The sequence below is a fragment of the Agrobacterium vitis genome (assembly GCF_014926405.1).
GTDB classification, from domain to species: Bacteria; Pseudomonadota; Alphaproteobacteria; order Rhizobiales; family Rhizobiaceae; genus Allorhizobium; species Allorhizobium vitis_H.
The window spans coordinates 156,485-172,559 of record NZ_JACXXJ020000004.1; the positions used below are offsets into that span (position 1 = coordinate 156,485).

Below are 16,075 nucleotides of genomic sequence, written 5' to 3' on the forward strand. Positions count from 1 at the left end.
ATAAAGATGTGAAACAGCAAAGAAGGTAGGCCTCGTTTGAAAGGGCGATAGGCAACTGATTTTACTTGCACAATTGCAACGAAAGCGCTGCGTCATCGGCTCCGATCGCCACCCTACCCGATCTCTATTTCATTTCCGCAAATCACGACCTTACAGGACCAATCATAGGGGGCACCAGCCAGGCTGGCGCCCCCTATGGGCTTTACGACAGATGATGCGGTCTGGTCATGCCGTAGACGGGCGTATCGATGCCGACTTGACGAGCTTTCAGCTGCAATGACAGATATTGCGAATAGTGCCGTGACTGGTGCAGATTGCCGCCATGGAACCACAGTGCGTCCTGTTGCGTCGGCTTCCACATGTTGCGTTGTTCGCCCTCCCAGGGACCGGGGTCCTTAGTCGTATCGGAGCCGAGCCCCCAACATTTGCCGATTTTGTCAGCGACGTCGCGCGAGATGAGATCGGCCGCCCAACCATTCATCGAGCCATAGCCGGTGGCATAGACCACAAGATCCGCTGGCAACTGCGTACCATCCTTCAACACGACGGCGTTTTCGGTCAGATGCGAGACATCCACCCCGGATTTGAGCTTGATCGAGCCGTCAATCACCAGATCGCAGGCACCGACATCGATGTAATAGCCTGATCCACGCCGCAGATATTTCATGAACAGGCCAGACTCGTCGTCGCCGAAGTCCAGCATGAAGCCGGCCTCTTCCAGTGCCTTATAAAAATCCGCATCTTGTTCACGAATCCTGTTGTAAATCGGGATCTGGAACTCATGCATGATCCGGTAGGGCAGGGACGCAAAAATCAGGTCGGCCTTGCGTGTGGTCATTCCGCTCTGAACGGCCCTTTCCGAGTAGAGATCGCCCAGACCGATCTCCATCAGTGAACCCGATTTGACGATATGGGTGGATGACCGTTGCAGCATGGTGACATCGGCGCCGGCTTCCCAGAGCGCTGCGCAGATATCGTGGGCGGAATTGTTGGAGCCGATCACCACCACTCGTTTGCCGGCATAGGCGTCCGGCCCCGGATGCTGCGAGGAATGTTGCTGTTCGCCCTTGAACACATCCTGACCGGGGAAATTCGGCACATTGGCCTTGCCCGACATGCCCGTCGCCAGCACCAGCTGCTTTGGCTTGAGCACGATTTCCTTGCCGGCGCGTTCAACAATGACTGTCCATTCGCCGGTCGCTTCATCGAATTGCGCCGACTTGCAGGTCGTGGAGCTCCAGTAGTTCAACTCCATGACTTTGGTATACATTTCCAGCCAGTCGCCTACCTTGTCCTTCGGGGTGAAGACGGGCCAGTTTTCCGGGAAGGAAATATACGGCAAATGATCGTACCAGACGGGGTCGTGCAGGCAGAGCGACTTGTAGCGCTTGCGCCAGCTGTCGCCCGGGCGCTCGTTCTTCTCGATGATGATTGTCGGCACACCCAGCTGGCGAAGCCGTGCGCCAAGGGCAATGCCTCCCTGGCCGCCACCGATGATAACGACATAGGGTTGCGCCGAATAGCCCAGCTCGGCGCTCTCGCTCTCGCGCTTTTCTTTCCAGGTCATGCGGTTACGGTCATGGCCGTGCTCGGCCCCCATCGGGCGGCGGATGCCTTTCGGCTCTTCATGGCCCTTCAATTCGGTCATGGTGGTCAAGAGGGTCCATATCCGCCCATCCTTCAGGCGGATATGTCCGTAACCGCGTGCGACGCCCGTTTCGAACTCGAACCAGCCGTCAGTGATCCCACCAGCATCAGTGGCGGGCTCTTTTGGATCCTGTACGAAATTCGAGGGTGTGATGGCGCCAAGCTGGCTCTTCAGCATCTCTCGGATCTGCTCGTGACCCTCGAGTGTCTTAAGGTTCCAGGTGAATGTCACCAGATCGCGCCAATAGCAATCGGTCTGAAACAAGTTGACGGCGGCATCAATGTCGCCGCTTTCAAGCGCTTTGCCGAGCTTCGACAAAGCCGTGTCTATCTTGGTGGCTGGGCTGATATCAAGCATCGTGTTCTCCTCCATGGTTGCTTGTGTCTCGGCGAATGAAGCGCCCCTCCAGGCGCCCTACGAAGCGGCATGGCCTTCGCCTGCCGGGCTCCTCTCCCGGACCAGGCGGTGGCCAAGATGCCTATTTTGAAAGATCGATCAGGATCTTGAGTTGGGCTCCAGCCGGGTCAAGCAGGACGTCGAAGCCTTCCTTGACAGCTGTATCGAGGGTGACGCGCTTGGTGACGATCTTCGTTGCCGGCAGCAGACCGGAAGCAATCAGCCTGATGACCCGTGGCCAATAATGTGTCGGGTATGCCCAGGACCCTTTGATTTCCAGATCTTTGAATGTCACCTGAAACCAGTCGATCGGATTTTCATGCGGATGCAGGCCGGTCTGGACCACGACGCCCTGTTTGCGCACCGCGTCGACGCAGGCCTTCAGGGCATGTTCGTTGCCTACGCATTCGATGGCGACATCGCAGCCGACGTTGCCTTCCGTTTGCAAGCGAACGACATCACCGACATTGTCGCGCTGCGGGTTGATCGTGATGACATCGGGCAACACCTCTTTCGCAAGCGCGAGCCTGGAGTCATTGAGATCAGATACAAAAAGCTGGGTGGCGCCTGCCGCGCGCGCGGCAAGCAACGTCAGCATGCCGATGGGACCGGCGCCAGTTACCAGCACGCTGTTGCCGGACGTCACGCCGCCGCGATCGCAGGCATAGACAGCAACCGCCGTTGGTTCGACTAGGGCTGCCTCTTCATCGGTCATCTCGTTCGGGATTTTCTGGACATTGTAGTCATTGACGAGCGCTGCTTCGGCCATGCCGCCGCCATCCCAGCTCAAGCCCACTAGCGCTAACTGCGTGCTTAAGTGGAAAAGGCCGCGATCGGCGAAATAGTCGCCGGACCTTGGCATGACGAGGGGCTGGATCGATACGCGGTCGCCAACGACGACGGACGTAACGCCTTCGCCAATCGCCTCAACGACGCCGCCGAATTCATGGCCGAGCACTTGCGGGCCATAGGCGCCGGTGAAGGGGTGTGGCTCGGTCGGGATGAAGATCGGGCCGTAGCTGTATTCGTGAAGATCCGTGCCGCAAATCCCGACGAAGCGATTGCGGACCAGAACCTGGCCCGGTCCCGGTCGCTTCGGCTCGGCAATGTCGTCCAGTCGCAAATCCTTGGCTGCATGAAATCTAAGCGCGCGCATGTTTCCTCCCTTGGCTGCTGTCGATGCCAAGAGAAGAGCAATGCCCGTGCCAGTGGCTCCTGGCAGGGCGAAGGACTGGAATTATTCAGTTTTCGAGGCGGGGCAGGTTGCGCTACGCCACAGCTGTGGCGCGACAGGTGTGGCGTATGCCACAGTCCGGATGCTCAATGCGGCCTGTCTATGCCGAACCTGCGCATACGGCGATGCATTGTGGTGCGATCAATACCGAGGCGGCGCGCCGCCTCGGAAATATTGCCATGGCAAGCGGCAAGCACAGCGCGAAGCTCGGCTTCAGGGCTGTCATCGCCAAGCAGTTGCACACTGCCAGCCAAGTGTTCTGGAAGGTCCGTTACCTCAATCAGTCCATCGTCGCACAGCGCTGCGGCAAAGGCGATCGTATTGTCCAGCTCGCGGATATTGCCTGGCCAGCGATGATTGAGGATCAAAAGGCGGGCAGTGTCTGAAAGCCTGAGCGATTGGTCCGTCGGAGCATGTTTTTCAAGCAACTTGTCGAGCAGCCATGGCAGGTCGCCGCGCTCGCAAAGCCGTGGAAGGGAGAGTACGGCCGCATTCAGCCTGTAATAGAGGTCCTGCCGGAATGCGCCGGTTGAGACCATGTCGGCCAACGACCGATGTGAGGCAGACACGACGCGAAACTCCAACTTGCGCGCCACCGAGCCGCCGACCGGCAGGACCTCGCCCTCGGCCAGAACCCTGAGCAACCTGCTTTGCGCGGCGTATGGCATGTCGCCAATTTCGTCGAGGAACAGCGTTCCGCCCACAGCTTCCTCGACCAACCCCTTTCGTCCCTTGGCAAGGGCGCCGGTGAAGGCGCCTGGCGCATAGCCGAACAATTCGCTTTCGATCAGCTGTTCAGGGATCGCTGCGCAATTGACCGCAACAAACCGGCCTGACAATCCGCTCACCTCGTGGATAATGCGCGCCAGATATTCCTTGCCGGTTCCGGTCTCACCTTGAAGCAGGATCGGCAGTGCGCTCGGTGCGAGCTTGGCGATCTTGCGGCGAAGGTTGTCCATGATTTCGACACTGCCGCCGAGCAGGTTCATGGCTGGCGATGACCGAAGAGCTCGAATGAGCGGCGTCCCTGTCACGCGCTGCTGCGGCTCGATCGCGTGGGCAAACAGGACCGACCCATCCCGCACGGCAATCCGACGGTCTTGCGGCAGGCTGGCGCGTGTCAGCGAAGCAAGCTCGTCCAAGTCAGCCTCGAAAAAATCTGCGACCGGCTGGCCAAGCACAAGCTCGGGCCGTCGCCAGTCGATTCCACGCGAGGCAGCGAGAAGCCGCGCGCCGCCATGCGTCATGCCGGTGATGCGGCCCCCGCCATCGACCGAAATCGCCGCTTCCGGATCAACATCGAGAAATTCAGGCGCCCCAGCAAAGCGCAGCACCAGGTCGTGTCGACTGTTCGCCATGAGATTGGCGAGCTCGATGCGCCGCACGGTCGAGGAGACAAGATGACGTGCTATATTCTGGCTCGTCTTTAAGATGGGTGAACTCAGCAGCGAAATATCGAGGACCGCTGCCAACGCGCCTTGCGTGTCATAGATCGGTGCAGCGGTGCAGGAGAGTGGTGTATGGGTGATGTCAAAATGGTCGGTCTGATGGATCGTCAGAGCCTCGCCGGTGGCCAGGCAGGCGCCAACAGCGCACGTGCCAGCGCGGGGCTCGGACCATTCCGAGCCGAGATAGAGCCCGGCCTTTCGCAAGTTGTTGTTGAAGGAGGGATCACCGAGAAATTCGACGGTTACGCCCTGCCGGTCGGAGAGGAGAAGAACATAATTCTGCTCGGCAACCTGCCGGTAGAGCCGCTCCAGCCCAGAGCGTGCGATGTGTACGAGGTCCTCCGCCTGCTGACGATGTTCGCGCAGGCGTGTTTGCGAGACGATAACCGCCTCACGCGCTTGCGCCGGGTCGAGCTGGTAGGTCTCCAGGCAACGCCGCCAGGATTCCACGACAATGGCGTCGCGGCCGGTATTGCTTCCCTGCCCGACGCGCTCGATTTCCTTGACGTGATCGGCAAAACCCATGAAATCACCGGCTCTTGAAAAGCCGCCTCCCGTGATCTTTAAAGAGATCATAGCCCCAATTGCCAGAAGCGCCTAATGCTTCGAGACATCTTGTCGGTCACGCGTAGCGATTGTCGGGCAGGTCGCTTCCTCGGAAAACAAATGGCTAACAATGGCAGGCTGGCAACTATCTTTAAGCTGGGCCTAGCTGGCTCCATGTGGAGCCGTTTTTGAAGGCCTGTGCAACAGCGCTGAAGATTGAGGCGGCTAGAAAAGGCAGTAAATACTTGATTTTAAATGAGAAATTTTTGCAGGATGGGGCATGACCGGCGCCGATCTTGCCCCATCCAGGCTGCATTTTTATTCAGTAAATTAAGGTCTTACGGGGCTGATCATAGGGGTCGACCCGCGACACTCATTCATAGTCGGCGTTGACCCAAAAACCTGCGGAGCGGTCGCGCACTCAATCAGCGCCATCTGAATGAGGTAGGCAAGAAACGTCTTGTCTGCGTTTGTCGCAAGCAATGCAGCCTTCAGATGGTCTACAACCATACGGTTATTACTCATAGTTGTTCCTACGTGTTTCTATAACGCGACGCTAGTCTGCTATCGTGAGTCCAGCGTGAATCGTCCGTGAGTTTGAAGCGCTTGGATAACTAACTGGCGATGGCGTCAATCAACCGAATCCGTCGCATGGTTGTGACCGGATAATCGCTGTCGAGAAAGCGTGCAGGCAGGAAGTCAGGCTCGAATTGTTGCAACCGGGAGACGGCTCGATCCATTTGCTCGATCATGCCCGCCTGCTTGTAAAGTGCAATCAAATACCTGAGGGGCGCTCGAAATGCGGGACGCAGAATAAGCGCTGCTTCTGCGTGACCTATGGCCGTTGCATATTCGCCCAACGCGGCGGCGGACATACAGCAAAAGAATTCGACAAAGGCCCTGTGCTCGCCTCCGCCTGTTAATGCAAGTGCGCTTAAAGCCGATCCTTGACTATCTCTAAGCTTGTCGAGAACCAGTTCCGTATTGGATAAAATCGCCAGGTTGACTGCGTTCAGCGGGTCAAGGCTGACAGCGCGTTCAGCAAGCCGCAGTGAACCACGGCTTGAACCGCCCCCAAGATATTCGAGATGGGCCCCGATGCCCAGGATGCTGGCGCTACCAGCGTTCTCGCGCAGCGCTTCCTGTACCAGTTCCGTCGATGTGATCTTATCGTCCAGGAATGCGCTGCTGCGATGCTGGAACTGTGCCATGTTGCGCAGGAATGCCCGCCATGCCAGATATTGCGGGCGCGGATCGCGATCATAGGCATAGCGCAGATTGACGTCTGCATCTCTTAAACTTTGCCGATCAAATCGGAAGATCAAGGCCCGCGCATGATTGGCGAGCATGGCTCCCGAATGTGAGATTCCAAGCTGATCCTTCCGCTCGCGCAACGTCGAAAGAATGGCTTGGACAAGAATCCCGGATTCGTGATGCAGCAACTCTGTGTGTGATGCCGATATTTGAGTGGTTCGCGACCAATAGAGCTGTCCAGTCCCTGCATGGCTGAGGGCAATAGCCACATGGCTGTCTCGACCTAAAGTTACGGTCCGCACTGCGACAGTGAGGCCCTTGACAGGCAAGGGAGGGAGCGTGCCGCCGATGGCAGCGTGACGGGGAAAGATTTCAAAATCGTCTAAATCGCGGAGCGACGTCGTTGTCAGTGTCATCAGCCGGCTTGACGTCAATTCACTCGAAGGCTGGTTGTCCGATAGGAATTGGAAAAAAATTGCGGGTTTGGGGGCGGTATGACTGCGTAGGGCATGGGGCGGACTGATCCGTGCCTTGTCCGCAAGAGAGGCTCGTAAGTTCCGGATCCAGTCTTCAAACTCAGGGTCACGAATGTCGAGGTCGGCAAATGCGTCCTGCTCATTATTCCAGTCATTAGAGGCGGGCATGAGCCGGTATTTTATCGAAAAGCGGGTTGGATCAAGTGCTACCTTTTCCCGATCCGCTTTCAATATCGTTTGATAGGGGCCAAACGCCCGTCGTATGTCGACGAGCGTTTGGCGAAGGCTGTCCGACCCCCTCTTGGAATCTCGATCGCTCCACAGCTTATCCTGCAACCAAGTCCGGTTGCGGGAGTAGCCTTGTGACATGGCAAGTAACGCCACTATCCCGCGCGCCTTCGATCCTCTCGGGCTGCGGTCGCACCCATGAGAGTCGACAATCAGAAAGCGGCCAAAGATGTTTAATGACAACATGTGCAGCCCCCTGGAGACGGAATATATTTAAAGTATCATATCATATCATATCAGCGAAGGAAAAGCTTGCCGGTTGGATCGAGTTCAAGTTTTTCAGCGCCAGGAGCAGTAATGTCAACAGGCGTCACGGTGATTGTGTTGCCGGGTTTGAAGGGGTAGGGCGGGACATCCGAGGTGGAGGCGGCATGATCAGGAAAATCGGTCTTCACCCAATTGCGGAAGGCAGAAATTCCTTTTGAAACCTGCAAAACATAATCAAGCGACTGCGTGTCCGGCACGGGTGAATTGGACCCAATGTTTCTGAAATAGGCGGCGACGGCGGAGTCGTTGTATGGATCAGTGGGAACATCTGGTAACAGTTCCGCCGCTTGCGCCGCTTCAGGGCTGTCAGGCAAGACTGCTGTCCCCCAGTCAAGCGCGCGCTGATGACATGTAATGCAGGCGGACATTGGGTTGTCGACTGGGCCATTGGCGCGCCCGAAAAGGCCGAGATTCTGTCTCGGGAGGGGATAAAACATCGTGGCGACGGCAGGATTGACCCAGCTTTCGGTCGGCGACATGGCTTGTTCCAGATATGCTTTTGCATTCAACGCGGGGTCGCTTCCCCAGATCAGGCCAACCGGAACCAGGCGCTGATACGGCGTATCACCGGGCTGCATGGCATTATAGACGAATGTCCCGAAGAACCAGCCGTTGGGCGAACGTTTGTCCTTGATCGACAGATCAAATTGCAGAAGCCGCATCGTCATGGTGCTGCCGTCCTTTTCTCCGGCAACGTCCCACTCCTTTGACCCTGCAAGATAAGGAACGCTGGAAGGCTTTGCTGACGTGAACAGCATTTTGGCCGCCACGGCACCGTCCGCGAATGCAAAGTCAAGGGTTTTGGGAAAGGCCGGATCGGCCCAGATCTGGCCAAAACCGTAGCAGGCCACATCGTTGTAGATCCCGACAGCGAAAGTACGCTCCCAATCTGTTTGGAGCGCGTGAAGCTCCTTCGGACGAGACCACCGTTCGGTGGTCATACCGTGCAGTGGCTCCCTCAGCATGAAGAACCATGGCGCATCGCACCATTCCTCGACCTTATTATCCTGGATGCGCCAATCAATCTCGGGGCGAGCGTTCACCTTGGTGACGTAATTCAAGACGGCCTGCATATAGTCAGCGGGATTCTTGAAGGGATCGATCGTCAGCCATGGCAGCTTGCTGGTATCGGGCAAGGTCTTTGGAAAATCATAATGAACCTGGAACTTGCGGTCTGTTTCGTGACCTTTCAGGGGCAGGCTACTGGAGCAGTCGAACTTGGCATTGGCCGCCGCTGCAAAGCTGTTGTCAATTGGGGCGGGACAGTCGGCAAAAGCAGATGAAATAGGCAAAAGAAAAAGGGCTAAACAGAAAAGAACAGTTTTCATTGTGGCTCCCCAGCTCGGTGATGTCAGACCGATGTAAAGCCAAGAGTCTTGGATTGTAAATATGCAACCTGACACGTGTTTTACGTGTATTTTGTAACTTGTCCAGGTGTATTAACGGATGGGGTTCGATCGAAGATTGTTACCTGCCTTTCGCCGAACTTATAGAGCAGCATCACGAAAATTTCTTTGTCGTCCCCAATGAGGACTTTGAGGTCTATGGACGGTGATGCCCAGTTAATCCTGGCGCTTGAACCAGGCATCGTCTGGCAGGATCAGGCGGCAATCCAGCAGCGCCCTTTCAATTTAGGACCGCCTTGGCACGAGCAGATATCGCCGGAATGATGCTGGATTGAGTGCAGATTTGCATCTGCAATATAATTTACAAAGCGCAAAAATAAAAAAATAGATCTTTTGGTATTTATTTTATAATATTTATTATTCCTAAATAATAAATATTATAATGTTCCGCTATCAATAGGAGACGGCGCTATGGGATTGTTGTCAATTGTATTCGGAAGCGACATCAAAGCTATTTTCGATGCCATAAATCGCTCTCAAGGCGTCATTGAATTCGACATCCAAGGGAATATTCTTGATGCGAATGACAATTTCTGCAAGACGCTCGGATATGCAAAATCAGATATCATTGGCAAACACCATCGGATCTTTCTCGATCCTGAAGAGGTGAAGACTAAAGCCTATGCCGATTTCTGGGCAAAACTTGTTTCCGGCCAGTTCGACCAGCGCCAATATAAGCGGTTCACCAAGTCGGGCGACCCCATCTGGATCGAAGCCTCTTACAATCCGGTTTTTCGCGGGGGTAAGCCTTACAAAATTGTAAAAATTGCCACGGACATTACGGCGTCCACAAACAAAGCTATGGATGGCGACGGCAAGATGGAAGCGTTGTTGCGTTCTCAGGCCGTTATCGAGTTCACACCGACTGGCCAGATTTTGACTGCCAACGAGAATTTCTGCAAGGCGATGAACTACGACCTCAGCGAGATCATTGGCAAAAATCATTCGATGTTTTGTGAACAAGCTTACATCGCGTCCCCCGATTACAAAGAGTTCTGGCGTAAGCTTGGAGCAGATGAGTTCCAGAGCGACGAGTTTTTGCGGATCGGGAAAGGTGGCAAGAAAGTCTATATTCAGGCCACTTATAACCCCATCACAGATGAAAAGGGAAAGGTCGTCAAGGTTGTGAAATTCGCGATCGATGTCACCGGCCGCGTCAACGCCATTGCTGCGATTGGTGCCGGTCTTGAGCGCTTGTCCGACTGCAATATCCGCATGACGATCGATGAGCCGTTCATTCCAACCTTCGAGCACTTACGTAAAGACTTCAACATGTCCATTGGCAAATTCCAGGAAACCCTGGCGCAGGTGCTGGCGGAAACGGCGGCGGTTTCCGCCAATAGTCATGATATGCTCAAGGGATCGACCAGCCTGGCAAAACGCTCGGAGCAACAGGCTGCCGCACTGGAGCAGACTTCTGCGGCATTGGAAGAAATAACCGCGACGGTGAGAGAATCCAGTGCGCGTTCCAAAGATACTCGAAACTTGGTGCGCGATGCTCGTCAGGCCGCAACCGAGTCCGTAAAGGTCGTTAACTTCACCGTCGCCGCCATGAGCCGCATCGAGGGCGCTTCGAAGGAAATCAGTAATATCATCACTGTTATCGATGAAATTGCCTTTCAGACCAACCTTTTAGCCCTGAATGCAGGCGTCGAAGCAGCCCGCGCTGGTGAAAGTGGCAAGGGCTTTGCGGTCGTGGCCCAGGAGGTCCGTGAGTTGGCTCAACGCTCCGCCAAGGCCGCCAAGGAAATTTCGGAATTGATCGCTAAATCGACCAATGAAGTGAAGGACGGTGTACGTCTGGTCGGGGAAACCGGCAGTGCGCTGAACCGGATCGAGTCCTTCGTGCAATCTATCGATGTTAATATTGAAGCCATTTCCACGGCAGCGTCGGAGCAATCCACTAGCCTCACGGAAATCAGCACTGCGGTCAACGCCTTAGACCAGATGACACAACAGAACGCGGGAATGGTCAGCGGCATGAATGCCATCAGCGAAGCGCTTTCCAGTGGCGCGGCTAAACTGAGCGAACTGGCCAACCGCTTCCAGCTCAACAGGCGCAGTGCCATCCGCGAGCCGGGAAGTTCCGCTGCAATGCGCGACAACGACAGGCCGGAAAGCAATCGCTCGGCGGCCTGACCGACAGACTATTTATGACCTGTATTAACGCTCAGTCATCGGCGTCAGAATGGTCCAAGTATCAACGCTCGTGGATCAAAAATTGAACACGCCGGACGCCTGAAAAGCACTTGTATCTGCCGTTCGCGCAATGAACTCCGCCACGTCTGACTCTCGGAGTGGCGGAGAACAGATATAACCTTGAACGAGGATTCCGCCGAGTTTCTGTAGAGCCGCCAATTCGTCGTGTGTTTCTATACCTTCAACAACACACTCCAATCCCATATCTTGGCTGAGAGCGAGTACGGACTTAACAATTTTATAACTTGCAGGTGTCTTGTCCAGACCTACGACAAAGCTGCGATCAATCTTGATCTTGGTGAGTGGAAGAGAGTGCAGTCGTGTGAGGCTCGAGTAACCAATGCCAAAATCGTCAAGAGAAATTCCGCAGCCACGTGACCGCAGCATTTCAATGGACCGCTTAACCTGTGTGAAGTCATGTGTGAATGCTGTTTCGGTAATTTCAAAATCAATACGACCTGCGTCAAATTTCCCATTCTCGATGATATCAATCAAGAGCGTCGCACTTTCGCTCGAGTTAAGATCGTAAGCAGAAAGATTGAAAGATAGCCGGAGGTCCCTATCCCATTGGCTTGCGGCATCAAGTGCCTTTCTAAGAAGTGGTCTCGTTAAAAGACCGACGATCCCGGCTCGCTCCGCAATAGGAAAAAATTCGGCGGGCGATACACAGCCTAATGTTGGGCTTTCCCACCGGGCCAGCGCCTCGAAGCCAACGGGCTTTCCCTGTGTGATATCAATGATGGGCTGATAGACGACGGACATTTCATGCGATATGTCAGCTTGCTTGAGTGTTTGTTCGATGCTGGCGTTAATATTGATTTGTCTTTCATGGCACGCGTTAAACAATACCGCACTCCCCCGTCGAGTATTCTTTGCGTGATAGAGGGCGTAGTCAGCCTGATCAAGCAATCTATCTGGCGTCAATGTGAGATCCGGATAGATTGCAATGCCCATTGATGCAGAAATCTGAACGGTGGCCTCCGCCATATGGAAAGGGTGATGAAGCCGCTCAATCAGTGCATTCGCGGCGCTTAAGAACTGTTCATCGTCTAGAGAATTCGTCGCAATCACCGCAAATTCATCACCGCCCAGCCGGAAGATTTTGTGGCCCTCAGGAAGATCCAACAGACGTTTTCCCACTTCAACCAAAAGCCGATCACCTGTCGAATGGCCGTAAAGGTCGTTAATCGGTTTGAACCCGTCGAGGTCGATAAGGCCAAGGGCGACCCTGGAACCAACGGTGCTCGCTTTCGTCAGTTCGAATTCAAGATACGAAAAAAACGCTCGTCGGTTTGGTAGCTCGGTTAGGCTATCGACGTGGGCCAGTCGTAAATTTTCGTTGCTCAACGCTTCTGCCCTATGTTGTGATAGGACCATCTGCTCGAAATTGCGATAATTCGTGAGCAAAACCGATATAATTCCTGCGCAAACCAATATGATATTGACCGCAACGGCTATACAAATAAGTTTTTCAAGTGAAATGAAAAATATTATAAATGATATGCTGACGATTATAGTAACAATTACTGCCGCAGATCGCAGGTACATCAAGCAGAATATGCAAGACATTACGGTAATTGCCATGTAGAATGAGACGTAAGATCGCTCGTATTCATCTCCATAAGGTAACAACATGTAACACCAAACCGCAAATGTGATTGCAATGACAATGGCAAGACGATTTGCGCAGGTCATTGCGGCGTGGGCCATTTCAGCTGTCGGCTCAACACTGCGGTTTCGCAACCAGAATACCATTCGTAGGCCGCCTAGACACGTAAACAGAAGTGGCATGCCGACGGTAAGATACAAGGGCGAGGACTGAAAATGCGTGATGGCCAACGCCCAGCTGCTGGACAGCAAGATGAAATACATCATCGGCATTTGGCTGGAGAAAGCGCGATATTGGGCTTTTAGCAAATCGGGATTATCAGATCGGACAGTCAGCAATTCACGAACGAGTTTAGAGAATTTGAAAACCGGCATCGTTTAATCCAGGATTATGGTTCAGCCAGCCGTTATAATTACATATTGCTTATATAATCATAACGAAGTTCAATCACAAAAAAGAATCTTCTGCGGCGCTGATAAATTGGTCAGCCATGAAATCTGTAATCTGTCCATGTGAGATCAACAAGTGCGGAGTCGGCTGTGTTACAGCGATCAGATTCCAGTCGAGATAGCCCAACCCTTTGGATTTTCCATGCACCGCAGGTGAACTCTTGATGGCCACGCGCAGTCATCCGGTTGAGTGCGCGGACGCCGACATTTGCGTCAGGTCTGACTGTCGAAGTTCCTTGCTTTGAACTGCCGTCGTGGAAGGTGGGGTAATGGTTTCGTTATGGATATCCTCGACCGCTTTGCGCCCATCATCCCTGCAATTGCTCCAGCCGGTTTCGAAATGACTGAACTCGCACCCTGGGTACTGTTCCTTCAGGTGCAAGCCTTAGGGCGCTGACAGACAAGATTCCGGGCTGAGGAGGAAATATGGTTTCGATGGACGTGTGCGGAGGCGAAGGTTCTCGCTGCCAGCGTCCATCAAAAAACAAACCAAAAGGGGAAACTCGATGAGTATAGATTTCAACCTGAATGCGGACCAGATTGCCCTTCGCGATGGCGCGCGTGCCTTTGCCAACACAGTCCTGAAGGACGTTCGCAAGACAATCGCCCAATATTCTCGACCGGATGAACGCTTCTATGCAATCAAGCCATTCTTTGAACAGGGCGTTCATGCTGGCTTTGTCAACGCTCTCCTTCCTAAGGAAGCGGGCGGCTCAGAAATTCCCACTCTTGATTTTGCACTTGTGGCGGAAGAGCTAACGTCAGTCGATGTTAACATTCCATCTGCACTTTTGGGCAGCGGCCTTTGCATCAAGCCGGTTGCGATGTTCGGAACCAAAGAGCAGAAAAAGCGATTGCTGTCGGATTTTGCCGAGGATGGAACGCGCCTGGGAGCGCTGGCGTTCACGGAGGTTACGGGTGGCGCCAATTTCGATTCTCCCGATCCCCGTTTCGGTGTTAAGACGTCCGCTACCCTGGAAGGTGATGAGTGGGTGATCAACGGCGAAAAGCATTACACCACCAATGGTACCGGCTGGGACGGCAATAATTGCCACCTTTATGCCGTCGTTTGCAGAACCGATCTGACCCGGAACGCCGAGGAATCACTTGCAGTCATCATGGTTCCGGGCAGCACGCCCGGCGTTCGGGTTACGGGGCTCCTCGATACGGTCGGCCACCGGGCAACGATTTCTCCGCGGATGACCTTTGAGAATGTACGTGTGCCGGCAAACAACATTCTGGGAGAGCCGGGCGACGGAATCAAAATCGTTTCCACGAATTTCGCCTGGACCGCCGCGCTGATCGGTGCGGCCTGTGTTGGTGTCATGCGTGCCGCCTACGACTATGCCCTGCAATATGCGCGTGCCGACTCCCGCTCCGGGCCACATCCAATCATTGAATATCCGACGGTCGGCTATATGCTTGCTGACATGAAGATGAAGATCGAGGCCTGCCGTTACATGACGTGGAAGGCGTGCCATCAATACGACCAGTCCAAAGGTACGGAGCATGAACTGGCAGTGATGACAAAGGTCTTCTGCTCGGAAACATGCGTAGACGTCGTCTATGATGCCATGCGGGTTGTTGGCGTAGACAGTTATACTGATATGCATCCGCTCGCAGAACTGATGAACGATGCGATGTGCTTCCCGCTTTATGACGGCGGCAACATGGGAGCTCGCCGACGCAATCTGCACAGCATCATCAAGAGTTCTTCCTACAGTTCTCTGACGGCGCCTTACGCGACATTTGCCTGAACGATAATCAAGCCTAGCGCAGCTTTGCCGCACAGCGGCAGAGCTGCGGTTTTGTTGCGGTCATTGCCTGTAATCGCGGGGGGCAACGCCGAAACGTCGCCGGAAGGCTCTGCTGAAATTGGACATGTCGTTGAAACCCCAGCGGAAGGCTGCTTCCGAAATGGTCAGGCATGTCCCTTTACGCAGCTCGGAGGCGCAACGATCGAGGCGCTTTGCCAGGATGATCTGCCCCAAGGTCTCGCCGTGTTCTTCCAGCAGCTTGTGCAGGTAGCGGGTCGATATTCCGAAATGAGCCGCGACCTTGGCGGGTGAGATCTCCGGGTCTGCGAAGTTAAGCTCGACATAGCGTAGAACAGACTGACGAAGGGGTGACCTGAAGGTCCGGCGGCGATCGTCGTCACGCTCGGGCGTCGAGGCTCGAAGCGACATGGCAACAAGGTCGATGATTGTCTTCGTCATATTGATCGAGCTGTGGCGCAGATTCTCGAGGTTTCGGGCGATGGATGCCAGAAAATCGACAACGACCTTGCCGATGGGTGTGCGGTCCGTGACTGTGCGCGCCACGAATTCGTGGCCGACATGGGAATCAAACATATGCTTCGGGATCTTGAACGCATATTGTTCCCAAGTGTCGCTCGTATAGTCGAGAAGAAACGGTTCGGACGAATCGACGATGGTGAACTCCCCAGGCATCGTGATGGCATCGCGGTTTCCCTGACGGATGCGGCATGTGCCGGCCACTTGCAGATTGAGGAAACAATAGGCATTCGTGTCGCGGCGTATGCCGCTTGTCGTGCGTGCAATGGTCTGTTTCAGCGACGCGATATTCGAAATGCCGATTTCGTCGAACGGGTGATCGGTTACAGCACCTCGGAAGTCCATTTTGGACGGTGTTTCTGGATCGAGCGCGACATAGACGTTGCACAGAACGTCCCTCCAGTAGCTAAAGCGCTCTGCCGTCCTGATCTCACCCAGATCGAAAGACCTCATATGCATATCGTGCTGCCTTTGTTGGGACGTCACAAACTGACAACAGAAAAGCAAGAAACGCGCCAAATTCGCTTATCTGGAAGCGGATGTTTGGGATAGCAAAACATA

Annotated in this window: 10 protein-coding genes; 2 read left to right on the plus strand and 8 right to left on the minus strand. The window is 54.4% G+C overall.

The window, feature by feature from the left end:
• Positions 1 to 202: 202 nt before the first annotated feature.
• The 5 genes from IEI95_RS09255 to IEI95_RS09275 all read right to left on the minus strand — a co-directional run bounded on the left by IEI95_RS09255 (position 203) and on the right by IEI95_RS09275 (position 8,960).
• Positions 203 to 2,005 carry an NAD(P)/FAD-dependent oxidoreductase gene (locus IEI95_RS09255; protein ID WP_156537423.1) on the minus strand — a complete coding sequence of 601 codons (1,803 nt, stop codon included), beginning with the start codon at positions 2,003 to 2,005 and terminating at the stop codon, positions 203 to 205.
• Positions 2,006 to 2,126: 121 nt separating this feature from the next.
• Complete coding sequence (locus IEI95_RS09260; RefSeq protein WP_156534405.1) at positions 2,127 to 3,200, minus strand: 2,3-butanediol dehydrogenase; 1,074 nt, start codon at positions 3,198 to 3,200, stop codon at positions 2,127 to 2,129.
• A 164-nt stretch (positions 3,201 to 3,364) separates the two neighbouring features.
• Positions 3,365 to 5,251 carry a sigma-54-dependent Fis family transcriptional regulator gene (locus IEI95_RS09265; protein WP_156534519.1) on the minus strand — a complete coding sequence of 629 codons (1,887 nt, stop codon included), beginning with the start codon at positions 5,249 to 5,251 and terminating at the stop codon, positions 3,365 to 3,367.
• Between the two features lie 635 nt (positions 5,252 to 5,886).
• Positions 5,887 to 7,476, minus strand: coding sequence for an AfsR/SARP family transcriptional regulator (locus IEI95_RS09270; RefSeq protein ID WP_156534403.1), 1,590 nt, complete (start codon positions 7,474 to 7,476; stop codon positions 5,887 to 5,889).
• A gap of 50 nt (positions 7,477 to 7,526) precedes the next feature.
• A complete protein-coding gene (locus tag IEI95_RS09275) occupies positions 7,527 to 8,960 on the minus strand; it encodes a hypothetical protein (RefSeq protein WP_234934192.1) in 1,434 nt (477 codons plus the stop codon).
• A gap of 414 nt (positions 8,961 to 9,374) precedes the next feature.
• On the opposite strand from IEI95_RS09275, the gene IEI95_RS09280 reads away from it, so the two are divergent.
• Positions 9,375 to 11,102 (plus strand): methyl-accepting chemotaxis protein, encoded by a 1,728-nt coding sequence (locus tag IEI95_RS09280; RefSeq protein ID WP_156537426.1) that lies wholly within the window; start codon positions 9,375 to 9,377, stop codon positions 11,100 to 11,102.
• Positions 11,103 to 11,177: 75 nt separating this feature from the next.
• Here IEI95_RS09280 and IEI95_RS09285 read toward each other — a convergent pair whose 3' ends face one another.
• Both IEI95_RS09285 and IEI95_RS09290 read right to left on the minus strand, forming a co-directional pair.
• On the minus strand, positions 11,178 to 13,145 hold the full coding sequence (locus tag IEI95_RS09285; RefSeq protein WP_156534399.1) for a putative bifunctional diguanylate cyclase/phosphodiesterase: 1,968 nt from the start codon (positions 13,143 to 13,145) through the stop codon (positions 11,178 to 11,180).
• 73 nt (positions 13,146 to 13,218) lie between these two features.
• Positions 13,219 to 13,392, minus strand: coding sequence for a hypothetical protein (locus IEI95_RS09290; protein WP_194416333.1), 174 nt, complete (start codon positions 13,390 to 13,392; stop codon positions 13,219 to 13,221).
• A gap of 334 nt (positions 13,393 to 13,726) precedes the next feature.
• Between IEI95_RS09290 and IEI95_RS09295 the strand changes: the two genes are divergently transcribed.
• Positions 13,727 to 14,977, plus strand: a complete 1,251-nt coding sequence (locus IEI95_RS09295) for an acyl-CoA dehydrogenase family protein (RefSeq protein ID WP_194416334.1) — start codon at positions 13,727 to 13,729, stop codon at positions 14,975 to 14,977.
• Positions 14,978 to 15,037: 60 nt separating this feature from the next.
• On the opposite strand, the gene IEI95_RS09300 is transcribed toward IEI95_RS09295, so the two are convergent.
• Positions 15,038 to 15,967 carry a helix-turn-helix domain-containing protein gene (locus IEI95_RS09300; protein WP_234934193.1) on the minus strand — a complete coding sequence of 310 codons (930 nt, stop codon included), beginning with the start codon at positions 15,965 to 15,967 and terminating at the stop codon, positions 15,038 to 15,040.
• Positions 15,968 to 16,075: the final 108 nt, after the last annotated feature.